Source organism: Nesterenkonia salmonea, assembly GCF_005771525.1.
GTDB lineage: Bacteria > Actinomycetota > Actinomycetes > Actinomycetales > Micrococcaceae > Nesterenkonia > Nesterenkonia salmonea.
Map to the genome: position 1 here is coordinate 1 of NZ_VAVZ01000002.1, position 25,105 is coordinate 25,105.

Annotated in this window: 26 protein-coding genes and 1 pseudogene; 11 read left to right on the forward strand and 16 right to left on the reverse strand. The window is 61.0% G+C overall.

Annotation, left to right across the window (positions count from 1 at the left end; genetic code table 11):
- Window positions 1-119: 119 nt before the first annotated feature.
- Complete coding sequence (locus FEF26_RS00690) at window positions 120-737, reverse strand: hypothetical protein (protein WP_138251617.1); 618 nt, start codon at window positions 735-737, stop codon at window positions 120-122.
- Between the two features lie 78 nt (window positions 738-815).
- The gene (locus FEF26_RS00695) at window positions 816-2,033 is read right to left on the reverse strand and encodes an alpha/beta hydrolase (protein WP_138251618.1); all 1,218 of its coding nucleotides are present in this window, start codon (window positions 2,031-2,033) and stop codon (window positions 816-818) included.
- Between the two features lie 48 nt (window positions 2,034-2,081).
- On the opposite strand from FEF26_RS00695, the gene FEF26_RS00700 reads away from it, so the two are divergent.
- Window positions 2,082-2,852 (forward strand): class I SAM-dependent methyltransferase, encoded by a 771-nt coding sequence (locus tag FEF26_RS00700; RefSeq protein WP_166432854.1) that lies wholly within the window; start codon window positions 2,082-2,084, stop codon window positions 2,850-2,852.
- 325 nt (window positions 2,853-3,177) lie between these two features.
- On the opposite strand, the gene FEF26_RS00705 is transcribed toward FEF26_RS00700, so the two are convergent.
- Window positions 3,178-3,378, reverse strand: coding sequence for a hypothetical protein (locus FEF26_RS00705; RefSeq protein WP_138251620.1), 201 nt, complete (start codon window positions 3,376-3,378; stop codon window positions 3,178-3,180).
- Window positions 3,379-3,989: 611 nt separating this feature from the next.
- On the opposite strand from FEF26_RS00705, the gene FEF26_RS00710 reads away from it, so the two are divergent.
- From FEF26_RS00710 to FEF26_RS00720, 3 genes are all read left to right on the forward strand, one after another.
- Complete coding sequence (locus tag FEF26_RS00710; protein ID WP_208012815.1) at window positions 3,990-4,277, forward strand: hypothetical protein; 288 nt, start codon at window positions 3,990-3,992, stop codon at window positions 4,275-4,277.
- Between the two features lie 23 nt (window positions 4,278-4,300).
- Window positions 4,301-5,389 (forward strand): IS630 family transposase, encoded by a 1,089-nt coding sequence (locus FEF26_RS00715; protein WP_138251621.1) that lies wholly within the window; start codon window positions 4,301-4,303, stop codon window positions 5,387-5,389.
- A gap of 261 nt (window positions 5,390-5,650) precedes the next feature.
- Window positions 5,651-6,400 (forward strand): MerR family transcriptional regulator, encoded by a 750-nt coding sequence (locus FEF26_RS00720; RefSeq protein ID WP_138251622.1) that lies wholly within the window; start codon window positions 5,651-5,653, stop codon window positions 6,398-6,400.
- A 259-nt stretch (window positions 6,401-6,659) separates the two neighbouring features.
- Here the strand turns inward: FEF26_RS00720 and FEF26_RS00725 are convergent, their stop codons facing one another.
- Both FEF26_RS00725 and FEF26_RS00730 read right to left on the reverse strand, forming a co-directional pair.
- Window positions 6,660-7,358 carry a hypothetical protein gene (locus tag FEF26_RS00725; protein ID WP_138251623.1) on the reverse strand — a complete coding sequence of 233 codons (699 nt, stop codon included), beginning with the start codon at window positions 7,356-7,358 and terminating at the stop codon, window positions 6,660-6,662.
- A gap of 106 nt (window positions 7,359-7,464) precedes the next feature.
- Window positions 7,465-7,914 (reverse strand): hypothetical protein, encoded by a 450-nt coding sequence (locus FEF26_RS00730; RefSeq protein WP_138251624.1) that lies wholly within the window; start codon window positions 7,912-7,914, stop codon window positions 7,465-7,467.
- A 409-nt stretch (window positions 7,915-8,323) separates the two neighbouring features.
- On the opposite strand from FEF26_RS00730, the gene FEF26_RS00735 reads away from it, so the two are divergent.
- Together FEF26_RS00735 and FEF26_RS00740 are read left to right on the forward strand one after the other, a co-directional pair.
- The gene (locus tag FEF26_RS00735) at window positions 8,324-9,958 is read left to right on the forward strand and encodes an AbgT family transporter (RefSeq protein WP_243730331.1); all 1,635 of its coding nucleotides are present in this window, start codon (window positions 8,324-8,326) and stop codon (window positions 9,956-9,958) included.
- 2 nt (window positions 9,959-9,960) lie between these two features.
- A complete protein-coding gene (locus FEF26_RS00740) occupies window positions 9,961-11,169 on the forward strand; it encodes a M20 metallopeptidase family protein (RefSeq protein WP_138251626.1) in 1,209 nt (402 codons plus the stop codon).
- 62 nt (window positions 11,170-11,231) lie between these two features.
- On the opposite strand, the pseudogene FEF26_RS16230 reads toward FEF26_RS00740, so the two are convergent.
- Window positions 11,232-11,342 (reverse strand): annotated as a pseudogene (locus tag FEF26_RS16230) (zinc finger domain-containing protein); the annotation flags it as partial.
- Window positions 11,343-11,441: 99 nt separating this feature from the next.
- Here FEF26_RS16230 and FEF26_RS00750 point away from each other — a divergent pair.
- The 3 genes from FEF26_RS00750 to FEF26_RS00760 all read left to right on the forward strand — a co-directional run bounded on the left by FEF26_RS00750 (window position 11,442) and on the right by FEF26_RS00760 (window position 12,827).
- The gene (locus tag FEF26_RS00750; RefSeq protein WP_138251627.1) at window positions 11,442-12,077 is read left to right on the forward strand and encodes a hypothetical protein; all 636 of its coding nucleotides are present in this window, start codon (window positions 11,442-11,444) and stop codon (window positions 12,075-12,077) included.
- Between the two features lie 100 nt (window positions 12,078-12,177).
- Window positions 12,178-12,411, forward strand: coding sequence for a FitA-like ribbon-helix-helix domain-containing protein (locus tag FEF26_RS00755; protein ID WP_138251628.1), 234 nt, complete (start codon window positions 12,178-12,180; stop codon window positions 12,409-12,411).
- Window positions 12,408-12,827, forward strand: a complete 420-nt coding sequence (locus FEF26_RS00760; protein ID WP_138251629.1) for a type II toxin-antitoxin system VapC family toxin — start codon at window positions 12,408-12,410, stop codon at window positions 12,825-12,827. The genes FEF26_RS00755 and FEF26_RS00760 overlap by 4 nt, the downstream gene beginning before the upstream one ends.
- Before the next feature lie 91 nt (window positions 12,828-12,918).
- Here the strand turns inward: FEF26_RS00760 and mutM are convergent, their stop codons facing one another.
- Both mutM and FEF26_RS00770 read right to left on the reverse strand, forming a co-directional pair.
- Window positions 12,919-13,869: a bifunctional DNA-formamidopyrimidine glycosylase/DNA-(apurinic or apyrimidinic site) lyase gene (gene mutM, locus FEF26_RS00765; RefSeq protein ID WP_138251630.1), complete on the reverse strand. Its 951-nt coding sequence runs from the start codon at window positions 13,867-13,869 to the stop codon at window positions 12,919-12,921.
- A 38-nt stretch (window positions 13,870-13,907) separates the two neighbouring features.
- Complete coding sequence (locus FEF26_RS00770) at window positions 13,908-14,780, reverse strand: oxidoreductase (protein WP_138251631.1); 873 nt, start codon at window positions 14,778-14,780, stop codon at window positions 13,908-13,910.
- Window positions 14,781-14,890: 110 nt separating this feature from the next.
- On the opposite strand from FEF26_RS00770, the gene FEF26_RS00775 reads away from it, so the two are divergent.
- A complete protein-coding gene (locus tag FEF26_RS00775) occupies window positions 14,891-15,313 on the forward strand; it encodes a winged helix-turn-helix transcriptional regulator (RefSeq protein WP_138251632.1) in 423 nt (140 codons plus the stop codon).
- 9 nt (window positions 15,314-15,322) lie between these two features.
- Here the strand turns inward: FEF26_RS00775 and FEF26_RS00780 are convergent, their stop codons facing one another.
- Together FEF26_RS00780 and FEF26_RS00785 are read right to left on the reverse strand one after the other, a co-directional pair.
- Complete coding sequence (locus FEF26_RS00780; protein ID WP_138251633.1) at window positions 15,323-15,841, reverse strand: GNAT family N-acetyltransferase; 519 nt, start codon at window positions 15,839-15,841, stop codon at window positions 15,323-15,325.
- Window positions 15,838-16,365 (reverse strand): GNAT family N-acetyltransferase, encoded by a 528-nt coding sequence (locus FEF26_RS00785; protein WP_138251634.1) that lies wholly within the window; start codon window positions 16,363-16,365, stop codon window positions 15,838-15,840. The genes FEF26_RS00780 and FEF26_RS00785 overlap by 4 nt, the downstream gene beginning before the upstream one ends.
- A 101-nt stretch (window positions 16,366-16,466) precedes the next feature.
- Here FEF26_RS00785 and FEF26_RS00790 point away from each other — a divergent pair, with 101 nt between their 5' ends.
- Entirely contained in the window at window positions 16,467-17,363 is an 897-nt protein-coding gene (locus FEF26_RS00790; RefSeq protein WP_138251635.1) for a hypothetical protein, read from the forward strand.
- Between the two features lie 51 nt (window positions 17,364-17,414).
- On the opposite strand, the gene FEF26_RS00795 is transcribed toward FEF26_RS00790, so the two are convergent.
- The 6 genes from FEF26_RS00795 to FEF26_RS00820 form a co-directional block, all read right to left on the reverse strand.
- Window positions 17,415-19,145, reverse strand: a complete 1,731-nt coding sequence (locus tag FEF26_RS00795; RefSeq protein WP_138251636.1) for a DUF5635 domain-containing protein — start codon at window positions 19,143-19,145, stop codon at window positions 17,415-17,417.
- A 291-nt stretch (window positions 19,146-19,436) separates the two neighbouring features.
- Window positions 19,437-20,540, reverse strand: coding sequence for an ABC transporter permease (locus FEF26_RS00800; protein WP_166432855.1), 1,104 nt, complete (start codon window positions 20,538-20,540; stop codon window positions 19,437-19,439).
- A 38-nt stretch (window positions 20,541-20,578) separates the two neighbouring features.
- Window positions 20,579-22,120: an ABC transporter permease gene (locus FEF26_RS00805; RefSeq protein WP_138251638.1), complete on the reverse strand. Its 1,542-nt coding sequence runs from the start codon at window positions 22,118-22,120 to the stop codon at window positions 20,579-20,581.
- On the reverse strand, window positions 22,120-22,932 hold the full coding sequence (locus FEF26_RS00810) for an ABC transporter ATP-binding protein (protein ID WP_138251639.1): 813 nt from the start codon (window positions 22,930-22,932) through the stop codon (window positions 22,120-22,122). The genes FEF26_RS00805 and FEF26_RS00810 overlap by 1 nt, the downstream gene beginning before the upstream one ends.
- A 230-nt stretch (window positions 22,933-23,162) precedes the next feature.
- A complete protein-coding gene (locus tag FEF26_RS00815; RefSeq protein WP_424991713.1) occupies window positions 23,163-23,708 on the reverse strand; it encodes a YceI family protein in 546 nt (181 codons plus the stop codon).
- A 347-nt stretch (window positions 23,709-24,055) separates the two neighbouring features.
- Window positions 24,056-25,060 carry a LacI family DNA-binding transcriptional regulator gene (locus FEF26_RS00820; protein WP_243730332.1) on the reverse strand — a complete coding sequence of 335 codons (1,005 nt, stop codon included), beginning with the start codon at window positions 25,058-25,060 and terminating at the stop codon, window positions 24,056-24,058.
- Window positions 25,061-25,105: the final 45 nt, after the last annotated feature.

Below are 25,105 nucleotides of genomic sequence, written 5' to 3' on the forward strand. Positions count from 1 at the left end.
CCACCTTCCACGCACCTGCTGTTCAGGATTTCAGCAGCACTTCAGAGGCCGCGTCGGTGGATCGAGGCTAAAGCACGGCTGCAGCTGCCAGGGGCCGACAAAAGAGCGTGAGGGCGGGTTCAGTCCTCCCAGTTCGCCTCGTGAGCCTCATGCATGCTTGGGTGATCAGAATGACGGGTCGAAAAGCTAGCTGCAATTTCCGCATCAGGATTCGACTGCTCAATCCTGAAAATACGCCCGCTGTCGTCCGCCCCACCAGTCACATCGAGAGGAGTACGCCGATCAGGATCATATGTGGTGGGCTGTTCTCCATTCGGTGTCAACCCGATCTCCTCTAACACCGCCAGCGCCTTCTCTTGGGTCTCCTGATTCGCTTCCACACCAGAGAAATCGAAATCGACTTCATAGTAGTAATGACCAGACGCCCGATGACTGGGATACGGATACCCCTTTAAACCCGCGAATCCCTCCAAGGTCCAGTTCTCAGCGCGCATAATATCTTCACCGAAATGCTCCTGCATCACCGAGACCACAAACTCAATTTCAGCCAACTGCTCTTCCTGAGTCAACCCTTCATCCCAGTCCACCACTGCTTCATCGCCACCTTCCTGCTGAGCCTGATCACTCTGTTGTTGTGTCTCACCACCGGAACCTTCATCAGTTACAGACTCCGACCCTGCGTCAGAGCAGGCCGCCAACAACCCAACCGTCAACACCAGAGTCGCCGCCCTGGCCAAGCAGGTATACGACCGAGTGGTAAACTTCTGCGCCTTACTGCCCACTTGAACGCCTATGGGGATTACGCAGCATCTCGCTCATCGATTCAGACCCTCCGCGTACTCTTCTGTGGTCAACACTCTCTCGTAATCGCCGACCCCAATGTGAAGCAAGTTCCTGTAGTGAACCGTCCCCGGGTCCAGGTAGCCAGCTTCATCCGGCTTGTCCCCTTCTCTGTAGTGTCCGGTCACATCAGCCAAGTTGGTGGCATCGCCATCGTGGGGGTGGCCGGAATAGTGTTCATGGGCTCCGAACTCCTCAGCAGTGGGATCTGTCCGGCTGCCGCCCCACACGAAAGCCGTCCTACCCTTCCCTGCTGTGCTGTCCTGGTCGCTTTCCGATGCGAACAGCATCGGCTTACCCTCATCATCGGTAGCAATCTTGTCAAAGTCACCGGCGTGCTCAACCACACTCTCGGGTATACCGGAAGATCCATACCACGCCACAGCATCTATCTCATGCTCCACCCGGGTCAAGGCGTGCGCACTCATGTTCGTCCCATAGGAGTGAGCAAAGACATTGACCGTGAAGTTGCTGCGATTATTTCCTTCTGCCATCCGGGTCTCCTGGAATCCGTCCAACGCGTAGGCGAAATCCCAACCGCCAGTGCTTGCACGATCGTTTCTCAACACTGACGTTGGGTTATCAAAAAGAGACAATTCGGGAGGCGGATCGTAGCCCAACCAGGACACCACAGCATGCGAACCGTCATCCCTGCGTTCAAGGTCGCGGTGTAACCGTTCCGAAGTTCTGACCTCATTTTGCATTTGGTGTGTTCCGCTCGACATACCTGAAACGCCAAACGTGGTGGTATCAGCGGTATCTGGATCACCAACAGAGATCGCTGCCAACGGTTGGCGATCCCAACCACCTGAACTTGACGCTGCTCCCGGCCCGAACCCGCTCGAATCCTCACGCTTGCCGATATCTAAAGATAACAACATCCTCGGAGGCTCATCGGATTCAGCATTGCCACCGTCCATGTCTTCCTCCGACTCGCCTTTCAACGACCTCTCTATCTCGGTGAGGTTTTTATCCCACCCTTGGTACTCGTCGTTATTTTTCAGCCTAGTAAGCGCGTCCCGATTGGCGGCGTCGCGTACGTAATTCGGCAGTCCCGCGACGTTTCCAACCAGCAACGGCAAAGACTCCGCCACGGTGTCTTGGAGACCGCGATCTTCCAGGTCAGACCACCATTTGTGCCCGTCCGTGCCGGAGGGCCACGCCTCGTATTCCTCTTCATTGCGCAGGCCCATGTCCGTCCCACCACATCACGCGGCACGGGGGTAACTAGACTCGAGCGCGTGACGAAGAGCGGATACGACAAGCCACATGTTGCCCAGGTCTATGACGCCGAGAACAGCGGGCGCTGGGACCTCGACTTCTACCTCGCTCTTGCCGAGGAACTGAGCCAGGGGATTGACGACTTCGCAGTGCTCGACATCGGCTGTGGCACCGGGGCGCTCGGGGTCGAACTCGCCCAGGCCGGATATCAAGTGATCGGGGTCGACCCGGCTGAAGCGATGCTTGAGACCGCCCAGACTCGTCCGGGAGGTCACCTGGCAACCTGGATCCACGGATACGCCAACGATGTCCCCGATGCCATCGCCGACCTGGTGATCATGACCGGGCACGTTGCCCAGTACTTCATCACCGATGACGCATGGGATGAAGTTCTACAAAACGCTCACCGGGCACTTCGCCCCGGTGGCCGGATCGCTTTCGAGAGCCGCAACCCGGGCAACCGCGCCTGGGAGCGCTGGACTCACGACAACACCTTAGGCACATACCCCCACCCCGACGGTGGTGAGTTCACCAGCTGGGTCGAGTCGCTTCAGGTCAACGAAGAGGCACCTGAAGGTGTCATCGAGACACACCGTGGCATCACCGTGTACCCCGACGGCACCCGCTCCGGCGACGACACCTCCGAGACACTCATCTTCCGCCCAATCGATCGCCTGACCAGCAGCCTTGAGGGCGCCGGCTTCACGATCGAGCACGCTTACGGCGACTGGTCACGCGGTCCTGTCACTGAGACTGGTGTCGAGCACATCCTCATCGCCCGGCGCGACTAGCCCAAAGGAACAACTCACCTCAGCCCGGATCCGTGCAGATCGAGGCTGAGGATGACTGAGCGTTCACCATGTCGGACCGCTCAGGAGACTTGGTTGACATCAATAACTCCGTGAGAGGGCAGCAGAGAACAATGCGCCGCGCGTAGCCGCTCCAGTGTCATGACGGTAGGTCTGCCACCGCTCCTCATGTTCTGCTCCGTACCCATTTCCGGTGGTGTCACAAGCGGTTCGCGTGACCTCGTGACACGCCCCTGGGTTCGAAACAGGTTTTGACTACGGCCACGTCGGCGTTTTGGCGGCAGTTATTGCGCCAGGCTCAGCTTGTTCAAAAGCGACCGATGATGACGATGGCCAATGTGTAGGAAGAGAAGACTGCGATGAGCATGATCGCTGTCCCTGCTTTGGATATCTGCCACATAGCTGAGAAATCACCTGCAGGTGCTCCTCTTCGTCGGGTAAGGAACACATCGCCGAGCACATACACCAACGTTATGGCCGCACTCGTTCCGACGAGAATCAGCGCCATTATCACTAGACCGAAAGCCACAAGCACCGCAGCGGCAACAACTACCAATAACAATCCCCCTACAGTGCCAGCGGCGACATACGCCCAAGCCCACCCCACTCGCGGCTGGTACCCACAGAAAGTATCGACATAGCGCCTGTGATCAGGGCTCAACCATTCCTGACCGTCATGCAAAGCCACATGAGGCGGATGGGGACGCATCCGCACTCGAATGCACTGCGAAGGCACCCCGGCCAATCGACCCGCTACATAGTGACTCCATTCGTGAGTCACCAACGAATACCAGGAAGAGCCCAAGACAGCCATAACACTTGCGACAACACCCGATATGACCCCCATAACACTCCACACTATTACCCGCCAACGCTGAAGCTGTCCGCACCGCGACTCGGAGCATGGTCGAATAGTCTCAGCTCGCAGCGCCCTCAAGACCTAGATACAGGGAAGGGACGCACGCGGAATGGAACCCACTTTGAAGATGGCATTCGAGAGAAGTCTTCTGACAAAAGTCATTAACCACCGATTTCGGGACTATGTGGATTTCAGTGATCTGCATCTACTGGACGCCACCGCTTGACTCTGCCGTAACGTCAACCGGAATGCTTGAGAACATGACAAAGAAGACAACACCGGCCATTGACCGGTCGATCTACCCAATGCCCATGTTCATCAACCTCGTCGTCAATGACCTTGCCGCTGCGGAGGCGCTCTACGCCAAGGCCGGGTTCGTGACTCTCGCAACGATCCCCGGACCCGACGGTCTTCCCTCGCTGGTCCACCTTCGACGAGAGAAATATCAGGACATATTGATGATGAAAGGAACCCCGGAACGCGGCACAGCCTCGGCGTCATTCGCCGCTGGCGACGTCGATCTAGTGGTGTGTCTCGCAAATAAGTGAGTACTTTGGTTGTAGAATGAGGTATGGCTCGTTCTGCTGCTGAACCATTGTCAATTGATCCTGGGAATTGGGAGGTCTTGGAGAAGATCGCCCGGTCTTCTGCTGCTGCTCATCGTCAGGTCCAGCGGGCCAAAGTGCTCCTGGCTGCTGCTGAGGGAGTAGCGAATACGGTCAATGCCGATCGGCATCAGGTCAGTGTGAACACGGTGCGCGCCTGGCGGGCTGAGTACGAGCACCGGGGCCTGGAGGGTTTCGGGAAGGTCAAACCTGGCCGGGGCCGTAAGCCCTCGATCCCGGAAGAGAAGATCGCGGAGATCATCCACCGGACCAACAACACCAAGCCTGAAGGCAAGACGCACTGGAGCTGCCGGGAGATGGCCCAAGAGATCGGGGTCTCACACTCCACAGTCCAGCGGGTCTGGGACGAGGTGGGGATCAAGCCTCACCGGGTAGAAACGTTCAAGGTCAGCAACGACCCGGACTTTGAGCAGAAGCTCATCGATGTGGTGGGCCTGTATCTGAACCCGCCCCAGAAGGCGATGGTGCTGTGCATGGATGAGAAATCCTCCATCCAGGCACTGGACCGCACTCAGGCTTCACTGCCGATGGTCCCTGGCCGGGGTGAGACGATGACTCATGACTATAAGCGCAACGGCACCACCACGCTATTCGCAGCCCTGGATGTGCTCACCGGCAAGGTCATTGGCCAATGCCTGCCCAAGCACCGGCATACCGAGTTCTTGAAGTTTCTGAAGACCATCGACACCGAGGTGCCCCAGGGTCTGGATGTGCATCTGATCCTGGATAACTACTCCACCCACAAGCACGCTGAGGTGAAGAAATGGCTCAAGCGCAATCCGCGGTTCCATCTGCATTTCACTCCGACCTCAGCCTCCTGGCTCAACCAGGTCGAACGTTGGTTCCGGGACCTGACCGATAAAAACCTGCGCCGCGGAGTCTTCACCAGCGTCGATGAGCTGATCACCAGTATCGAGGACTACCTCGCCGCCCACAACCAGGACCCCAAGCCCTACACCTGGACCGCCACCGCAGAATCCATCCTGGCCAAAACCCGCCGAGCACGAGCGAAACTCAACGAAGTAACAAGCTAAATCAGAGACGCACCACTAGGGCAAGTTGCCGATAACCTCCGGTCGGCGGCTGTTGACGTCATCGGCCCCACCGACACACCCTGGTTCTCGACCGACGTTTCTTTCTCGGACGCGGACGGCAACACAATCACTCTGACCAAACCTCGTAGAGCTGAACAGGCGCAGGCCCGGACCTGGGTGAACGACAACGTTTCTGGAAACTTCGATACTTCGGCTACGACATCGCTCGCCCGAAAACCCCGGTAACAGCAAGGAGCTGCCATGCAGGATTGGCCGATCAAGGAGGTCGCCCGGGCGACTGGCCTCACTAGTCGGACACTCAGACACTACGAGCAGATCGGATTGCTTCACCCGTCAAGAGTGGCGAACAACGGATACCGATTCTACGGAGAAGCAGAGTTGTCGAGGCTCTACAGAATTCTGTCCCTACGGGCATTAGAACTACCACTCTCCACGATCCAAATCGCCCTCAATGATGACAGGTCGCTAGCGGAAGCCATGCAGTCACACCTGGCGCTCCTGGAGGAGCGAAGAGACCAGACTAATCAGCAGATCACCCGCGTGAGGCAAACACTGGACGCGGTAAAGGAAGGACAGAAGTTGAGCATCGAACAGATCTTCGCTGACTTTGATCACGGTCAACACGAAATCGAAGTGCGGCAACGCTGGGGAGACACCGCCTGGGAGCACAGCCTGCAACGCCGCAACCAGATGACTGGTCATGAGCGCGAAGCTGACACCAACCTCGCATTGGACGTCAATGCTGCCCTTCGCCAAGCTGCGGAAGCGAACACGGACCCCACGTCAGAAGAATTCCAGAATCTCATCACGAGCCACTACGAATGGGTTGCGAAGCACTGGAATGAGAAAAAGCCCGATAGGAACGCATACTCGGGCCTTTCACACCTGTACGCTACCGACCCACGCTTCGCTGCAGCATACGGTGGCCAGGCCAACGCCGAAGTTATCCGCAGCGCGATCCAGGTCTGGATCCAAGCGAACCTCCCCTAAAGCATCTTTGGACACTGTGATGAAGCAAGGGGCGCGCTGATGCCAGACCCGGCTCTGATAATGAGACTTTGGAGACGGCTTCTGACTACTGTCTGAAACCACCGTATCCGAGCACGCTTCGTCAAACTGCTTGTCGTGCCCAGATATCCATTACCCAACGTGTGCCACATAGCATCCCGACGGTGGACACGCTGGTCAGAAAAAAGCGGCCTGGTAAAGAGTCGAGGGAATCGCGCGGATCCAACCGTCACTGCGCCACTCAGCGAAGGCAGTCGAGGACCTCGACCAACAGCGCCTCATCATAACGGGACTCGACGATCTCTTTCGGGGCCCCCGCTTCGCGCAACGCCTGCATCAGGGCCGCTGCGATGCGACGTCGACCTTCAAGCGTCTTTAAACCTGCGTAACCGACGTAGCCCATTGCCTTGGCTAGCGAGTACAGCGTTGCCATCCGTGTTTGCTTAGTTCTGGGACCCTGACTGTGGTTCTTAGCCGTCATCTGCTTCTCGAATGTTCCAGCACTGACGTTCGATCGTTTCGGAATTGCCAGCAGACGGACGTGTGATAGTCCACCAAGCACGGCCGGTTCTTTCGGAAATAAATGGTCGACGTGGTGAGGCGCGTCGTCGATGTTGCTTCCTGGCCAATAGCCCTCTATGAACCGTGCGTACACGGAGCGATAGTCGCGACGAGTGGGCGAAATCCACAGTTCGGGTGCCCATGAAGTCTTCTCAGGCTTCCAGACAAACACCTCGTTTTCGGGATCATCCCCCAGAAGAGCGACCTGACCGTCCCGCCGTAGCGTCCGCGTTCCGTTCCGGCCGAGAATGTTGTCCACGCTAGCGACGCCAATCCACGCCGAGTTCGCAGGCTGATCAACCAATTGCTCCATGAAGGTACGGTGTTGGTCTTTCATCCACGTGGGCCAGGAAGAGAACGGCAGTGCATCGTCGGGCATGCACGAACATTAGTTGAAGGAGACAGTCGGTACCGGCAAATGCGCCGTACTCGTCGCGCATGGTTCGTCACGGGCTCTCTGGGCGCCTTCCTCGCCGGAGCCATGGCTAATCTTCCGGATCAGGCACTGTGGCGCTGCACTCCACGCCCTCACCAGGAGCACTTGATTCCGATTCCGCCAACGTCTGGTCATCAACAACAACCACGCAACGCAGCACGGCGTCGGGAACCCCGGCAATAGAGACCGACACTTCATCATCGACTCGACCGAGCGTCTCAAACCGTGCTGGACCAGAGCCGTTCGTCACCGTGGATCCCTCTGTCTCCTGCCCACTCAGTCCGGATTCACGTCCCAGGTACTCAACACGTAAGTTTTCCGCATCGGCACCGTCGGATAATGCCTCGACCTCGTAGGTCACAGCGCGTGATTCCTCAAAAAATCCACACCCACTGAGGCCCAGCCCGAGTGCCAATCCAACCGCGCTGAGCGACATCGCGCGATGGGCTTTCCTGGGGGTTTCCTGACCGCGCTTCCCGTGGACATTTACCTCAGTCATCTCATTCTCCTTAACTCCCGTTCAGGGGCCTTACGAACACTTACCGCATCGAGAATATGAGGCGCACAACTGCGTAGGAACAGTCCTCAGTAGGAGTTTTTTCGGAGATTCTCAGGTGACTGAGTCTTCAGAGGTAGACCTTCTCCTACTGGAGTAGGAGATCGACGCCCGATTCAAGGACGCGCTCTATACGAGAACCCAGACCGCTGGTACCTGGCTGGCCTCATACCTCCCTGACGTGCGTCTTCTTCGGGTTAAGGCTGTTCATCCTCCGGTGGAAATGTCTAAACTTGCTCGAGGCAACAAGTTTGAGGTGGGTTTCAGGCGCGATCGTGACACACACGGTTGCTCGGTAGGCGGACGAGCGGGAGGAACGGGTATCTCACAGGAGAGGGCATCCACGGAGCAGGTGCCAGGCGAAGCTGAGGAGCACAACGGTGTCTTTGTGCGATTTCTCAGAGGGGTTGAGAAGGTAGGGAATCTCCTGCCGCACCCCTTCTGGCTCTTCGTCATCCTGGGGGTCATCATCGTGGGGCTCTCCGCGGTACTCGAACTCTTTGGCGTGGAATCAGAGAATCCGGCCGACGGCGAGCTGGTAGAAGTCCAGAGTCTTATGACGCCGGAGGGCTTCCAGCGGATGGTGACAGATGCCGTTGATAACTTTGTGAACTTTCCCCCATTGGGGCTGATCATCATTGTGATGCTCGGTGTTGCCGTGGCCGAGGGATCCGGCATGATCGGCGCCACGATCCGGATCGTGGTGTCGCGGGTTTCGCGCCGGTGGCTGACTTTCACCATTGCGCTGGCCGGTGTCACCGGCTCAGTGGCCTCCGATGCCATCTACGTCATCTTGATTCCGTTGGCGGCAGCTGCGTTCAAGGCAGCAGGGCGTTCCGCCGTCCTCGGGGCGATCGTGGCTTTCGGTGCGGCTTCCGCGGGCTACAACGCCTCACTGGTCATCACTGCCTCGGACCCGCTGTTCGCCGGCATCTCCACCGCCGCAGCGCAGCTGATAGACGAGGACTATGTGGTGTCCCCGATTGCTAACTACTTCTTCGCCGCAGCCTCGGCAGTGGTGCTCGCATTGATGATCACCCTCGTGACTGAGCTTCTGCTGGTGAAAATGACGGACCCCATGCGGCGCGCTGAGGACAGGGAAGGCGGCGCTGCGGCCGCGGCCCTGTCCGTGGGACGCAACAACGGCAGTTCAGAGCAAACCCACGGAACAGACGACGAGGCCGGGGCCAGTGGGTCTGAGCTGACTGACGGTGACGAATTGCTGAGCTACTCACCTAAAGAGGTGCGTGCGCTGCTATTGAGCCTCGTGTCCTTGGCGGGGTTCCTGGCGATCTACTTCGGTTTGCTGTTCACCCCCGGTTCACCGTTCCAGGGTGAGGACGGCTCTGCTCTGGAGTCTGCGCTGGTCACCGATGTGGCAGTGCCGATCGCGTTGGCATTCATTGTGGTGGGCGTGACATACGGTGTCATCGCGGGAACCATCACCAGCCCGAGCGACCTCCCGGAGATGATGGCGCGCTCCATCAAGGAACTCTCCGGAGTCATTGTCATCTTCTTCGCCGCAGCCCAATTCATCGCGTACTTCGACTGGTCGAACATCGGTACAGTGCTAGCCATCGAAGGGGCTCGAACCCTGGAGCAGTGGGACTTGCCGGTGTTCGTGCTGTTCGGCGGTGTGGTGCTCCTGGTGGCACTGTTCAACTTCTTCATCACCTCCGGATCCGCTCAGTACACTCTCATGGCTCCGGTGCTGGTGCCGATGCTGATGTTGGTGGGCATCAGCCCTGAGGTCACCCAGATGCTCTTCCGGATGGGTGACTCACCGACGAACATCATCTCGCCGATGAGCCCGTACTTTGCGCTGGCATTGGGTTACCTCCAGCGGTACTACCCTCGCGCCGGCGTCGGAACCCTACTGTCCCTGACGCTGCCGATCTCTATCACGCTGCTGATCAGCTGGTTCCTGTTCTTCATGCTCTGGTACCTGATCGGTATTCCGCTAGGCCCCGGAGTTCCGGTGAACTGACCGTGAGTCTGCCAACCATTACCGAGGCTCGAGACCTCCTTCCCCAGCTGCGCGATCTGCGCAGGAGCCTCCACCAGAACCCGGAGACCGGGCTCGATCTCACCTGGACTCAGGCCAGAGTTGAACAAGCCATCGAAGACCTGGATGTTGAGGTCACGCGGGGCGCTGCTCTGCGTTCCCTCGCGGTGGTGCTACGCGGCGGCCGACGCCCCCACGCAGGCGCTCAGGCTGTGCTTCTGCGTGCCGATATGGATGCGCTGCCGGTAGCGGAGGCCACGGGATTCGAGTTTGCTGCCACCAACGGGAAGATGCACGCCTGCGGTCACGATCTCCACACGGCTGGCCTGGTCGGGGCGCTGCGCCTGCTGCACCCGCACCGGGAGCAGCTCGCCGGCGACGTCGTCTTCATGTTCCAGCCGGGTGAGGAACAGGGCAACGGCGCGGAGCTTATGCTCAACGAAGGTGTGCTTGAGATCGCAGGTTCGGAGGTGATCGCCGCCTACGGTGTGCATGTGTCGCCGGATCAGGAGCTGGGCCACCTCTACTCCAAACCGGGGTCCTATATGGCATCCTTCGGCCGAATGTTAATCAGCGTACGCGGCAAGGGCGGCCATGCGTCGCGTCCCCACACGGCGCGGGATCCGATTCAGGTTGGCGCTGCTATGGTCGGCCACCTTCAGGAATACGTGACGCGGCGATTCGACATCTTTGACCCCGTTGTGGTGACGGTGGGCCAGTTCAACGCTGGCACCGCCCCGAACGTGATTCCTGACCGCGCGGAGTTGGCGGTGGGGGTGCGTACCTTCTCCGAGCCCACAGCGGCACGGGTGGAGAAAGAGCTGCCTGAGCTGGTCAGAGGTATCGCAGCAGCGCACGGGCTCACCGCCGAGGTCAGGTATGAGACGCTGCTGCCGCCCACAGTGAACGACGACGCCGAGAATGACTTCTACCGAGAGACCTTCAGTGATCTCTTCGGTGAAGACCGGGTGTCCCTCGTCCTGAATCCAAAGGCTGGATCCGAGGATTTCGCGCATGTGCTGCGTGCGGTGCCCGGGTCGTACGGACATCTCGGTGTCGCGATGCCGGATACCGTGCCGGAGGAGCAGGAGTCGAATCACTCACCCCGCGCTCGGCACAATGACGACGCTCTCGCCGACCATGCGCTGTTCCTGGCGCACCTGGCAGCCAGGCGTCTGGAGAAGGCGCAGTAGTCCGCGATCACTCTGTGAGGCGTCCGCCACCGGGGTGGCTGAGGCGGTGGTGTGTGACCCGTCTACCACCGGCCGTTGCGGGGGCGGGGTTGGCAGACCGGGCACCAGTAGGAGGAACGGCCCATGAACTTCGCCCGCTGGATCACTCCGGCGCTGCGGCCAGCCACCGCACAGGGGCCATTGCGCCAGCTTGTAGGGTGACCAGCAGGTGACCTTCGCGAGGACTTCAACTTCGCAAGACCTCGCGTCTCATGTGATGTAAGGGGAGCAAGGTGCAATTCGGAAAGCGGACGATCGTCGTCATGCTGGCTGCCGGCCTTGGTGTCGGGGCCGCGGCTGGGTGTGCGGAGTCGGAACCCGGCACCGGTGCTGAGCCGACTGCTGATGCCGACCCTTCTGATTCTGAGAGCCCTGCAGCCGATGGGGTACAGCCGTTGGCCAAGGTCGAAGGATGGCGCAGCGACGCCGACATGCAACAGATGCCCTTCGCGGTGGTGGAGGTCGCAGCCGATGCAGACACCGCAGAACAAGCATGGCAGGAAAACGTGCCCGAGGACCTGGGCGAAGGTGACAGCGACGTGGGCGAGCCCGGTGTCTATGGGTCCCCGGACGACGTCGATTTCGACGATCAGGTAGTCGTCGTCTGGCACTCAGGCGAATCAGGCTCCTGCCCAACGTGGTTGGCGGACATCGATACTGTTGACGGCTCAGTCACCATCGAACGCGACCAATACTCACCAGACGATGTCTGCACTGATGACTACAACCCCTACCGGATGGTGCTCGCCGTGGACCAAGACAGGCTGCCTGAGCTGGACCAGTTGCCCACCGAGGACATCAGCATCGACGAGGCGATCATCGACCAGGGGCGCGTGGTCACCTACCCGGATGCGGTCCTAGACGGCTGAGTGGGTGGATTCCTTTCCCAATTACCGACGTGACGATGGGAATAACCAGGCCCCAACGCATTTGATATCATTGGTGATATCAAACTAGGAGGTGGCTTCAATGGCATCGCTCGTCGTACGCGGACTCGAAAAATCCGTCAAGGAGCAACTCGCCGCTCAGGCTAAGGAACACGGGCGTTCCATGGAGGCTGAGGTCCGCCACATCCTCACCCAGGCCACGCACCGCCCGCATGTCGGACTGGCCCTGATGCGCGCAGCACAGGAAGCCGGTGGAGTCGAAGATCTCCCGGTGCCGCAGCGTGCTGATCCTGCCCGATCGGCAGACTTCGGGTGATTGTTCTCGACACGAATGTGGTCTCGGAAGTGTTCCGTCCGCGGCCAAACCCTGGCGTAGTCACCTGGTTGGAGAGCCTTACGGGGCATGTAGCGATCACTGCCGTGACGCTTGCAGAACTGCGCGCTGGCATTGAGCGCCTGGCTGACGGCAAGCGCAAATCCGCACTCACCACTGCACTCAACGCAGTCCTGGAACAGTACCGTGCGACGCAGGCGATCCTGCCGTTCGATGACGCTGCGGCCGAAGAGTACGCAGCAGTCCTTCTCGTCCGTGAGCGTGCAGGGAAGCCCATCCACACCGCCGATGCCCAGATCGCCGCGATCTGCCGAGCCCACCGGGCCACTTGCGCGACACGGAACATCAACGACTTTGTCGACACCGGGATAGAGCTGGTCGACCCCTGGAACGCATGAACACACTCCCAGTTGAGAGAGCAACTCGACTATGCACGTGGGAACGGACGTGCCGAGTAGTCATAACCTCGCGATTTTTGTCCATCTGGTCCTACCACCGGCCGTTGCGGGGGCGGGGTTGGCAGACCGGGCACCAATAGGAGGAACGGCCCATGAACCTCGCCCGCTGGATCACCCCGGCGCTGCGGCCAGCCACAGCGCAGCGGGAACATTCCCTGCCAGCCTGCCCATAGGCCTGCAGAGACCGGTCAAAGTAGCCGGACGCCCCATTGACGTTGACGTAGAGCGCATCGAAGCTCGTACCCCCAGCCTCCAATGCCGCGGCCATCACCTCTTGGAGTGCGGTCAGCAGCCGGGCCGCCTCCGCACGGGTGACAGTCTCCGCCCTGCGCGCGTAATGCATGCGCGCCCGCCACAAAGCCTCATCGGCATAGATATTGCCCACCCCGGAGATCACCGTCTGATCCAACAGCGCGCGCTTAATCCCAGTACGACGACGCCGCAGCGCGGTGAACATCCACTCTCCGGTGACAGCCGGCTCCAGTGGGTCCGGAGCAATATGCGTTGCCGACTGTGGGATCAGCCGCTGGGAGGTGCGGGTCACTACGTCCGGGATCAGCGGAGAAAGGTGCATGCCGCCGAAGATGCGCTGGTCCACAAAGCGCAACTGGTTCGGTGGGGCGTGTCCCTGTTCAGCGGCCTCGGCCTGCGGCTTGTCCCCCAGTGCCAGGGTGATTTTGAGGTGTTTCTCTGCCGGGGCGTCGTCGTTCTCCACGAGTACCTGCCCACTCATGCCCAAGTGAATCACCAACGCGGTGGGCTGCGGCGTGTGTTCGCTGGCGAGCGGGATCCACAGGAACTTCCCGCGCCGCTGCGGAGCCCCTAGTGTCCGGCCGGTCAGCTGGTCACGGAAAGCTGCGGGGCCTTCTGCGTAGCGGCGGAGGCTGCGTTCGTCATGGACGGTGACCTCCTCCACGGTCCGGTGCGCCGCCCACCGGTCCACCCCGCGGCGGACCACCTCAACCTCTGGCAACTCAGGCATAGCACCTCAGTGTGCCAGAACCATCTCAGGCCTGGGTGTCAGCCGGAGATGGCGTTCAACTCCTCCAGGTCAGCATCGGAGAGTTCGAGTCCGGCGCCGGTGATGTTCTCCCGCAGGTGTGCAGCAGAGGACGTGCCCGCGATGAGAAGGATGTTCGGGGATCGGCGCAGCAACCATGCCAAGGCGACTGCCATGGGTGTCGACTTCTGCCGTGCCGCGACCGATGACAACGCGGCGGACTGCAACGGGGGGAACCCGCCGAGGGGGAAGAACGGGATGTAAGCCACCTCCTCAGCTGCGAGTTGGTCGATCAGCTCGTCATCCTGGCGGATGGCGAGGTTGTACATGTTCTGCACCGAGACGATCGGCGCGATCGATTGGGCTTCCCTGACCTGTTCGGCAGTAGCGTTGCTGACGCCGAGGTGCCGAATCACACCCTGTTCCTGCAGATCCACCAGCGTCTGGAAGGCCTCACCGATGCGTTCCGGAACAGGCCCGCTCGCGTCGCCAAGGCGCAGGTGCACCAGGTCCAGGACATCTACTCCGAGGGTTTCCAGGTTGTCGTCAATCTGCTGGCGGAGTTCATCGGAATTCCGGGCACTGGGCCAGCCGCCTTCAGCGTCCCGACGGCCGCCGGCCTTGGTGGCAATGAGGAGCTTCTCCCCATAGGGGTGCAGGGCCTCACGGATTAAGTCATTGACTACCCGAGGCCCATACGTTTCAGCAGTGTCGATATGGTTGATGCCCTGGGCGGCCGCCTCTCTGAGGACTGCGAGCGCAGCGTCACGATCAGCGGGTTCTCCGAGAACCCACGGGCCGGTGAGCTGCATGGCCCCGTACCCGAACCGAGAGACAGTGGCGTCACCGAGTGTCCAGGTGCCGCCCGGAAGAGTGAGTGTTGGGGTTTTCATAGGTACCTTCCGGTGGTTTGAGTGACATGTTGTCCTGCACCACTCTGAATGCTGCGCTACCTTTAAGGAAGTAATTACCCGAAAGTGCGTTGATACCCGAAAGGTGGAAGATGGCGACGATGACCGCGGCCCAGAAGCGGGCTGAAGCGAAGACGCAGTACAACGCGTTCCTGGCGGCATGCCCGAGCCAGCAGCTCCTTGCACGGGTCTCAGGCAAGTGGGTGACCCTTGTGTTGTCGGCACTGGGCAGCGGACCGGACTGCACGGGCGAGCCCCGCCCCATGCGGTACTCCGAGCTCGCCCGAGTCCTGGCAGGCATCAGCCCAAAGATGCTCTCCCAGACCCTAAAATCACTGGAAAGAGACGGTCTCATCTCGCGGACGGCGATGCCCACCGTGCCGGTGACGGTCTCCTACGAGCTCACCGGTCTGGGCCTTTCCCTGCACCAGACCGTGCGTCAGATCAAGCTCTGGTCGGAAGCACACCGGGATGAAGTCACCGAGAACCAGGCCCGGTTCGACGGCGCAGGTTGAGCTCGGAGCTTACTGCGGGCCTCGGACCATGCGGATTTCCACGATTCCTTTGAGCGCGCCGGAGCCTTGATCCTCGCCGAGGTCGATTTCCTCACCGTCTGGTTCGAATCCGTGTTTGCGGTAGAAGGCCTGCGCGCGGGGGTTGTCTTTGAGTACCCACAGGGAAGCAGCTTTGTTGTTGAGGAGCTCCTCCAGCATGGCGGAGGAGGCACCGCTGCCCTGGTGGTCCTCAAGGAGGTAAATCATGTAGAGCTCATGGTCGACGTCAATATCCTCTTCCCGCGGAGGGCCGATCTGCGCGATCCCTACCACCGAGCCGTCAACCTCCGTCACCCGGGTGCGGGCCCGGTGTGCTTGGTCGGCGAGCATCTGCCGCCAGGAGTTCACCCGGCGCTTATAGGACTCCTCATTCCAGAACTGATCCGGCAGGACCCCTGCGTAGGCTTCTTCCCATGAGGCGATGTGCACACTGGCTATACTTTCGGCCTCGTGTAACTGGGGGTGCCGGATGGTGAAGTCCGCGCTCATATTGTGCTCACTTTCGGGGTCCAGACCATGCGGATTTTGGGGAGGTTAGCGATGTCGGTCAGGTGCTGTACGGCGCCGTCGGGTTGGTACCCGCGTTTGCGGTAGTAGGCGATCGCCCGGGTGTTCTCCTCCATCACCCAGAGGTAGTGGTCGGTATTTTCCGGGATTAGCTCGGCCAGCAGCCGGTCGGAAAGCCCAGTGCCATAGGCAGCAGAAAGCACATACAGCCGGTGCAGTTCCAGCGGCAGCGGGGCGTCGTGGTCCCGGGCAGTACCGAAGATCCCGAAACCAACCACCTGCTCACCGACTTCAGCAATCAGCATCCCGCGCTGATGACCCTCAGGGAGGGGTTCGGCGAGCAGTTCGGTCCACTGTTCGGTGCGCCGGGCAGGAGTGTTGCGCTGAAGCATCCAATCGTGCGGAAAGTAGTGCCCGTAGGCCTCATCTGCGGCGATGGAGTGGGCTAACCCAATCCTGGCGGCGTCGCGCAGCTCCGGCTCCCTGATCAGAATCTGTTCCAACACTCACTTAGGATAAGTGGTCCCGCGTAGTGGTGTCTCAGGCCTGTCGCCGAGGGAACATCCAGGTTAGCGGCGGCGCAGCGGCCCCCGTATAGTCGGCGACTGTGAACGCGTTTCATGAAGATGCCGGAGGTGGCGAGAAGGAACCTCGCCGCCACGCCCCCGAACCTGCTCCGGAGAAGCCTCCACGCCCTTCGGTGCCGCAGACCCTGGCGGGGATGCTGACGGCGATCACCGTGACCTACCTGATGTCCTTCCTTGGGGTCGCTGGCACGGTGATAGGCGTGGGACTGGTGAGTGTCCTCACCGTGTTGGGCAACTTCATGTACTCCTCTGCGATCTTCAGCGCTAAGGAAAAGGTGAAGAAGGTTCAGCCAATGAAGCGGGGCCGACCCAAGGCGAAGACCCGATCACAACGTTCGGAGTCGCTGGATGAGAATGTGACCGAATTCGGCTACTCCGCTGCGGCTCACACCGGGCCCGGCGCAGATACCTCTGAGTCCTTTGGCTCTGAGTTCCTGGGCTCAGATTCGCGTGAGCAAGAGACAGTTGATGCAGGGCGGGATGAACAGACCCTTGCCACTGCCGAAAGCGAGGCCGAGTCATCCCCAGGCCGGTTGCGCCAGGCCTGGAAAGTGACCATGGAACGCTACGGGCCCAAGAGAATCTTCGGATCGATCGCGCTGGTGTTTGTGCTTCTGGCAGGAACAGTGACGGTGATTGAGCTCTCCGCAGGTCAGCCTCTGTCTGGCATTGTGCGCAATGAGGACAGCAGCGGCACCTCCTTCTTTGGGGGTTCACGAGGCACCAGCGGTCCGGGCGACGAAGGGGAGGACACGGAGATCGAAGAAGACGACACCGGTGAGCTTCCCCCGCCTGAACAGGAGGACATCCAGGAGGAGCCCCCGGCACCCGAGGCTCCCCAGGAAGAAGAAGCCCCAGTTGAGGAACCCCAGCAGGAACAGCAGCCAGCGCCTAAGGAAGGCGCTCCCGAGGAGTAACCACCGGGCTTGATTCTGCCGCTCGGGGAAAATGTTCCGGGGTAGGGACCCTCAGAGTTCCCCAGTGATCTTCTTGTAGGCGGTCGATCGTCCTGAGCCGACTCGTTCCACTGAGAGGCCCTCGAGCTCATTCAGTACCTTTTGGGCAGTATTGCGGGAAACTCCGCCCAATTCGGCGAGGTCTTTGGTGCTCATGCTCGAATGAGAGGCCAACCATTCGTCCACAGTCTTTCGCAGATCTTGCGGATCCGTGGAGCCGTACCGAAAGAACTTTCGTATCGGGTCGACCATTTTGAGATGAGCGACTAACTCACGCGCAGTAGGACTGAGCACCCAGACATCGTCGTAGGGAACCAGAAGAGAAGCCCCATTGACACTTGTCTGAGTTGCTACACGCAAGGCTACCTCGGCACCTTGAGGATCTCTGTGCAGAATTCGGCCAGCCCTAGGCACGTCTATGAAAGCGTGGTGAAAAAGATGGTCCAGGATCCACGCAAGTCTGGGGTCCCGCTGCCGTTCTGTGGGCCGGATAGCATCAACGAATTCCACGACGCTGCGGACCGGTTCGCCACCAACCAAAGTGGTCTCCACGTGTGGTCCGGCGGTCTCCACGATGTGAGGAATTCGGTGACCCAGGACAATCATGGCCTGGTACATGCGGTCTACCCCTAGCCCCTCTTTTTCCACCAAGCCCAACGCGCGGAAGGCGTCAGCCAGAGCGGGATAGCGTGCGTGGCGTTCGGCCAAGATGTTCTCTGACGTCACTCCCCCCGTAAAGGCACCTGGGCTTCGCACCTCGAGCATGCTGTCCAGATCGAACCATCGAACCTCGGTGGGCTCTTGACTGTCCCAATCACGGTGGATCAAGCCATTGAGGATGGCTTCTCTAGCGGCGCTGCGCGGGACCCTGCGGATACTGCGATGCGTGAAGCCTTGCTCCAAAGTCATGTGATCGTTAGCGATATCCAAGGCGGTTTGTATGGTCTCCAGCTGATCCAGCAGACTCTGGTCGGCGTCCGGCAGCAGCCGGTTAGTGACCTGTCCGCCTGGAAGGTCGAAAGTGGTCAGCTCCACCAATGTTCTTCCTGCCGGAGTCAGCAGCAGCTCTCCGGCGATAGAGAGGTACTCTCCACGCAATACTCCGAGGCGTTGCAGCGCCTGACGCTCGTCAAGAGGTTCACCGTCTTTGGCGAACTGGTCCTTAAGAATCTTCCACGAGCCGGAGGTAATCGCCGATGGCATAGTTGAAGACTCGGCTGCCATGACATCCACGTTGAGTGCTTCCTGCCGATGAATCCACCATTCTGAGCGGTCTACCGGAACGCAGCGATCGGCTACTCGCCATCGAATCCGATCGCTGGTGTCTTCAACGACAGTAGGAGACTCAGCCACATAGATCGCCAGCACTCGTTGACCACCGACAGTGTGTGCGGCAATAGAAGGTGCGACGTCCACCGCCTTATGAACAGCCTGTCTAAGCCATTCCTCATCAAGTGCTGTTCCCAATATGCGGCCCGTTTTGTCCTCCACTCCGAGAATCAGCACTCCTCCGCCCTTGGTGTTGGCGAAACAAGCGACTTCATCAGCAAGCTTCGTAGCTGCTACTTGATTCTGCGACTGCCCGGGTTCCAGTTGTCCACGGATCCGACGACCTGCTTCTTCCTTGAAATCGAGGCCCTCCTTCTCTTGGATCTGAGGTAGGTAGCCGTCTTGTTCCGCTGCGAGCAGTCCCCTCACCATGTCTTGCAATTCGCGTCGACGTTGCAGTCCGCTGGCTGGCATAGTGCATCTCGTTTCTCTCACAGAACTCACCCAAAGTGGAGGCCTTGCGAGAAAGGGTACCCCTTTTCTCGCAAGAATGGCGCCTTTTGAGAGAAACGTGAGAGAGAACGGTGTGCTTTTCTCTCACTGAAGCCTCAGTTGGGCGCGAACGTGAGAGAAAAAGTCCACATGTGCCCTACTGGGGCTTCACGCACACAGAGAACCCCCAGTGGATATCTCATACACCAGGGGTTCTCTTCATACCTGCCTACTCAAGGTGAGCAGGCGGCGTCGTACTCCTCTTGAATGTTCCTACTGGGCGGAGAGCCCCGCCGCAGGTGGGGTGCGGGACAAGGCGCGTGCCGGGAGGAACGAGGCCAGGGCAGCAGCCACAAGAGTCGCTGCCCAGATCAAGCCCATGCGGTCCCACGGGACACTCAGCGTCATAGTGATGCCCTCCGCAGCCACCAGGGAACTGACACCGCCCCAGGCAAAGAACGCCCCCAGACCACTGCCCAGCACCAGCGCAACGCCCGCCATCAGCAGCGCCTCCAGAGTGACCAGTGCGCCGACGGATCCGCGCGTCATCCCCATGGCACGCAGCAGGGCGGCCTCACGGCGACGTTCCAGAACGGACAGGGCCAGGGTGTTGCTCACACCCACCACCGACACCAGGACTGAGGCGGCAAGCAGCACCAGCACGATCACCAAGACAGTGTCGATGACCTGGGCGTACACCGCTCGCTCCGTGGCAGCGTCCAGAGAGACCTCCCCGGCGAACGCTTCCGCCTCACTGCCCAACCGGTTGATGTCGCCCATGCTGGCCGACTCGGCGGTACGCATCACTGTGATGCCCGCACTGTCTTCGAAGGCCCAGGATTCACCGGCTTCAACCATGGCCTCAGGCAGCACCACGGTATCCGCCGGAACCCACGACGCCGGGACAGCCCGCACCGTGGTGCCCGCCTCCGATGATCCGTTCGCAGCATTGCCACCGGGTGTGAGCGTGACCTCCGCGGACTCCACCATCCGGTCCTGGATCAGGTCAGTGGCGATCAGTGCGAAAGTTTCTCCGCTGTTTTGGTCCTGGAACACCGACTCGCTCCGGGCGACCTCACTGATCACCGAATCTTCCGCGAAGACGACCCGACCCTCCACAGAATTTCCATCCAGCTCTGCCGCGTCAATGCTCGCTTCCGCACCGGGAAGCACCTGGTGCCTCTCCACGATGGATGAGTCCTCCGCCATCTGCTCCACCGATTCAGATGCGACGTCCAGACTCGCGTCGATAGGGTTCCGCTCCGCCAGTTCCTCGCTCAGTGAATGCTGAGCGGTCATCGCGCCCATGGTCATCGTGGACACCAGAGTGACCCCGATCAACAATGCGGAGGTGGTGACCGCGGTACGGCCTGGCATGGCGCGCGCATTCTGACCGGCCAAGCGGCCCGGTACCTTCAGACCCGGCACTCGGGAAGCGAGCTGCCCCAGGAGGGCAACGGCACGTGGAACCAGGAACCGGCCCATGAGCAGAACCCCAGTGAATCCGATGAGGGCACCTGCGGCACCCAACAACGGCTATGGATGAGCGCCGAAAGTAGCACCCCACCGAGACCACCCGCGGCAAGAAGCACACCCAAAACGGTGCGCACCCAGGGGATCCGTTTGGGACCAGCGGAGATCTCAACCGGTCGTAGAGCCTCCATGGGGGATGTCCGCCCGGCCTTCAGCGCCGGCATTACCGCCGCCAGCACGGTCACCGCAACACCCAGTAGCAGTCCGGTGACGACGGCGAGCACACTGAGTTGCGCTGAGGAGAAGCTCTCCAGCCAGAATCGCTGCGCGACAGTGGCGATGCCCACCGCGGCCGACCATCCCAGCAGGACGCCGAGCACGCCACCGCCCACACCAAGCAGCGCACCTTCGGCCACAGTGGCTCGGCGGAGCTGACCCGCCGTGGCCCCCACAGCCCTCAGCAGCGCCATCGTCCGGGAGCGAGAAGCGACCAGCACCTGGAACGTATTGGAGATGACGAGACTGGCGACGAACACTGCGATCGCGCCGAAACCCAGTCCAATACTCAGCAGCGCCGTCGACTGTCCTGTCAGATCAGCGACCCAGGCGTCAATGATCTGCTGCTGGGTGCGGATGTCAACCCCAGCGACGACGAGGCTGCCGTCGGGCTGTGTGAAAATCTGGGCGGCGTCGTCATCACTGCCGGTATCAGTGGGGAGTTCCCCGTTGTCGATCATGGCTGCGACGACGTCAGCGATCTGCTGCTGCAGCTCCTCCTGTGCTTGCGTATCGCCGTGATCCTCCCCTGTCATCGCGACCCGGAGGGAGGTCGGGGTCTGGTCGGCATCCAGAGACTCAAGACCTTCGGAGCTCACGTAGCCACTGACTGTCCGGTGGTAGCCGGACGCGAGGCCCGAGACCGTGAGCTCTGCGGAGCCCTCTTCCACATTGCCTGATTCTGCGTTGAAACGCTCAGTGGCGACCTGCATGGTGTCACCGACGCCGAGATTGTTCGCCTCGGCGAAGTCTGTGACCAGGAGGATCTGGTCATCCTGCTCGGGTAGGGACCCTTCGGCGACGTCCATAGTGCGCGTTTCCGGCAGATCCCCCGCGAGCAGCATGCTGTCCACGCCTGAGCTTTCGCCCTGGAGGAACACAAAGCTGAGCGCCTCCGCCTCAGCGACGGCATCAAGCTCGCTGATGGCATCAGCCAGCTGCTGGTCAGGACGGTCACCAGATGAGGTCTCTGATGTTCCCGCTTCCTCGGCCGCGTTCTGCGCCCAGGTGAGCGCCTCAGCGTTGACCACCAGGTCCGCACCCTCGGCATCGGCCACAGCCTGAGCCTCCATAGTGCGGTTAAAGGAGCCGAGCAGAATCAAGGCCGTGACGACGAACGCCACGGAGATCACGACGGCGGCACCGGCGGCCCACAGCCGCTTCCCGCCTGAGCGCAGATTGGTGCGCAGTACTGGGCTGCCGATCATCAGGAGACACCCCCGTCGGTGGCCTGCCCTGCAGCTGGTGCGCCAACAACAGATCCGGCGTGGAGCATAGCCGCGGCGAGCTCTTCAGCTGAGGGTTCTTCCCGTGTCTGCACTACGCGACCATCGGCCAGCAGCACGGTGCTGTCGGCAACTGCGGCCGCGGCGGCGTCGTGCGTGACCATAATGACTGTCTGCCCGAACTCATCCACCGCAGTGCGCAGCAGATCCAACACCTCCGCCCCGGAGGCCTGGTCCAAGTTTCCGGTGGGCTCATCTGCAAAGACCACGCTGGGCCGGGCGACCAGCGCCCGCGCCACAGCAACCCGCTGCTGCTGACCCCCTGAGAGTTCAAAGGGCCGGTGGTGCAACCGATCTGTGAGCCCCAAACGGTCCACCACGTGGCGGAAGAACGTCTTGTCGACTTGGGCACGGCCACCCAGGGAGGACGGAAGAACAATATTCTCCTCAGCCGTCATGGCGGGGATGAGGTTATAGGCCTGGAAGATGAACCCGATGCTGTCGCGCCGGACCCTGGTGAGTTGTTTTTCCGTCAGGCCAGTCAAGCTGATGGGCCCACGGTCAGTGGCCAGGGTGATATCCCCGCCATCCGGTGTGTCCAACCCCGCCAACACGTGCATCAGTGTGGACTTACCTGACCCGGAAGGCCCCATGACCGCTGTGAAACGGCCAGCGGGGAAGCTGACGGTGAGGTTCTGCAGGGGCCGGACCGCGGCATTGCCTGCCCCGTAAGTCTTGGTGAGAGCCTCGGCGCGCACTGCTGCCTGGACTGTTGTTTTCGCTAGTGTGGTCATGGTCTCCACGCTACGAACGCGGGCCGTGCCAGACATCGGATCAGAGGATGGTTCTCATCTCATCCTGAGGTAGGAGCTCATGGACGTGGGCAGCCTGGACTCTCGAGTACCGCGAGTAGCCTAGGCCCTCTGAGCAGCAGAAGACCCCGGCGCGAAACCTGCTGCACCGGGGTCTTCTTGGAAGCCGCCAGCCAAGGGGAAAGCTGGCGGCGGCGTCGTGCTCTAGGGAATTACTCGCCCTGGTGGACGAAGGCAACATCAAGGTCGAGCTTGACCTTGTCACTGACCAGGACACCGCCGGCCTCGAGGGCTGCGTTCCAGGTCAGGCCGAACTCCTTGCGGGAGATGGTGGTGGTGGCGGAGAAACCGGCGCGCGTCATGCCGAAGGGGTCCACAGCCTGGCCGCCGAACTCGACCTCAAAGGTCACGGTCTTGGACACGCCGCGGATGGTCAGCTCGCCGGTGAGGTCGAATACCTCGCCGGAAGGCTTCACGCTGGTGGCCACGAACGTCAGCTCGGGGTACTTCTCGGCGTGCAGGAAGTCCTCACCCTTGACGTGGCCGTCGCGGTTTTCGTCCTTGGAGTTGAAGGAGTCAGCGCGGACCACGGCGTTGACGTCGGCTGAGCCGTCTTCGCTGACCTGCAGAGTGCCGGTGGACTCTTCGAAAATGGCGCGCACACGGGAGATGCCGGCGTGGCGGACGCTGAGGCCGATCTCAGAGTGGGAACCGTCCAGGGTCCAGGTGCCAGGGGTCAGAGTGATTGCCATGGTGATGATCTCCTTCTTTTGGGTTTTGGGGTGACTACTGCTCGCGCGGAGCTGCCCGCAGGTGTTCCGCGGTTCGTTGGGTGACAACTCACCCCAAGCCGATTTTATTTCAAAATTGAAAAAGTTTACGTGGAGTTCACGATCTGGTTGCCATGCGGGGTCGGGCTCTTGCGGCGCCCCTGGCGCGGAATAGCGTCTCTAGATATGGGAAACTAGGCGCGTTTTCGGCGTCGTTTCCCACATCCCGAGACATTCTGTGGGGTGGCGGCCCCAGGCGGCGGGCCGAGCGGCCAGCGCGGTGCCGGGCCGGGCCGGGCCGGGCCGGGCCGGGCCGGGCCGGGCCGGGCGGGAGGTTACGCGGAGTCGCGCGGGATGAGTTCCGTGGGGAGGATGACGTGCTCCACCTGCTGGCCCTTCAGCAGCGTCAGCAGCATCTCCACCGCCGTGCTGGCCATGCCGGAAGTGGTGCTGAGCACCGTAGTCAGCGGAGGTCTGGTCAGTTTGGCCATCTGGGAATCGTCGAAACCCACCACCGCCACATCTTCCGGCACCGAAATGCCGCGCCCTTGCAGTTCCTGAATGACGGAGACCGCCATGAGGTCACTGGCGGCGAAGACACCATCGAGGTTGGGTTCGCGCTCTAACAACCGCAGCATCTTCTCACCACCGCTGGCGGCCGTGAAGTCTCCGTACTCCACCAGATCATCTGCAAGACCGGCGTGGGTCATCGCGCGGCGCCACCCGGTGAGTCGGTCATAACCGGAAGCCATGTCCTGCGGGCCAGCTACGGTGCCGATCCGGCGCCGGCCACCGTCGATCAACCGCTGGGCGGCGAGCATCCCTCCAGTCACATTGTCCACATCCACATAGGGCAGGCCCACGTCCCCGGCGTGGGGCCGGCCGATGTAGACCGCCGGAAGCTGGATCTCACGTAGGACATCAGTGATGCCGTCATCACGGTGGTGCGAAACCACAATGGCCCCATCGGTGTACCCACCGCGGAGGTACCGGTCAATCTTGTCTCGCTTGCCTGGCGGCGCCACGGCCAGCAGCACCTGGACGGGAGAATCAGCCAGCTTGGTGTAGATCGCACCCAAAATGGCTGAGAAGAACGGATCGGAGAACACCCTCTCCTCCGCCTCCGGGACGACGACGGCAATGGAGTCAGCATCCGGGCGCACCAATGACCGGGCCGCACGGTTGGGCCGGTAGCCAAGGTCCCGGATGGAGGCCTGGACTGCCTCGCGGGCGGCCTGCCCCACACGGGGGTCCGCATTGACGACCCGGGACGCCGTGGCGCGTGAGACTCCGGCGCGGGCGGCAACATCCTCCAAAGTGGGCAGGCGCTTAGCGGGCACAGTTTCCTTTCCGGCAGCGCGCACGTGCCGCGCTCGCCTCTGAGG

Excerpts from the sequence above, each read along its gene's own strand:
- FEF26_RS00695 (WP_138251618.1), bottom strand. The coding sequence starts at position 2,033 with ATGGGCCTGCGCAATGAAGAGGAATACGAGGCGTGGCCCTCCGGCACG.
- FEF26_RS00705 (WP_138251620.1), bottom strand. The coding sequence starts at position 3,378 with ATGGCGCTGATTCTCGTCGGAACGAGTGCGGCCATAACGTTGGTGTAT.
- FEF26_RS00710 (WP_208012815.1), top strand. The coding sequence starts at position 3,990 with ATGACAAAGAAGACAACACCGGCCATTGACCGGTCGATCTACCCAATG.
- FEF26_RS00715 (WP_138251621.1), top strand. The coding sequence starts at position 4,301 with ATGGCTCGTTCTGCTGCTGAACCATTGTCAATTGATCCTGGGAATTGG.
- FEF26_RS00720 (WP_138251622.1), top strand. The coding sequence starts at position 5,651 with ATGCAGGATTGGCCGATCAAGGAGGTCGCCCGGGCGACTGGCCTCACT.
- FEF26_RS00725 (WP_138251623.1), bottom strand. The coding sequence starts at position 7,358 with ATGCCCGACGATGCACTGCCGTTCTCTTCCTGGCCCACGTGGATGAAA.
- FEF26_RS00730 (WP_138251624.1), bottom strand. The coding sequence starts at position 7,914 with ATGACTGAGGTAAATGTCCACGGGAAGCGCGGTCAGGAAACCCCCAGG.
- FEF26_RS00755 (WP_138251628.1), top strand. The coding sequence starts at position 12,178 with ATGGCATCGCTCGTCGTACGCGGACTCGAAAAATCCGTCAAGGAGCAA.
- mutM (WP_138251630.1), bottom strand. The coding sequence starts at position 13,869 with ATGCCTGAGTTGCCAGAGGTTGAGGTGGTCCGCCGCGGGGTGGACCGG.
- FEF26_RS00770 (WP_138251631.1), bottom strand. The coding sequence starts at position 14,780 with ATGAAAACCCCAACACTCACTCTTCCGGGCGGCACCTGGACACTCGGT.
- FEF26_RS00775 (WP_138251632.1), top strand. The coding sequence starts at position 14,891 with ATGGCGACGATGACCGCGGCCCAGAAGCGGGCTGAAGCGAAGACGCAG.
- FEF26_RS00780 (WP_138251633.1), bottom strand. The coding sequence starts at position 15,841 with ATGAGCGCGGACTTCACCATCCGGCACCCCCAGTTACACGAGGCCGAA.
- FEF26_RS00795 (WP_138251636.1), bottom strand. The coding sequence starts at position 19,145 with ATGCCAGCCAGCGGACTGCAACGTCGACGCGAATTGCAAGACATGGTG.
- FEF26_RS00800 (WP_166432855.1), bottom strand. The coding sequence starts at position 20,540 with ATGCCAGGCCGTACCGCGGTCACCACCTCCGCATTGTTGATCGGGGTC.
- FEF26_RS00805 (WP_138251638.1), bottom strand. The coding sequence starts at position 22,120 with ATGATCGGCAGCCCAGTACTGCGCACCAATCTGCGCTCAGGCGGGAAG.
- FEF26_RS00810 (WP_138251639.1), bottom strand. The coding sequence starts at position 22,932 with ATGACCACACTAGCGAAAACAACAGTCCAGGCAGCAGTGCGCGCCGAG.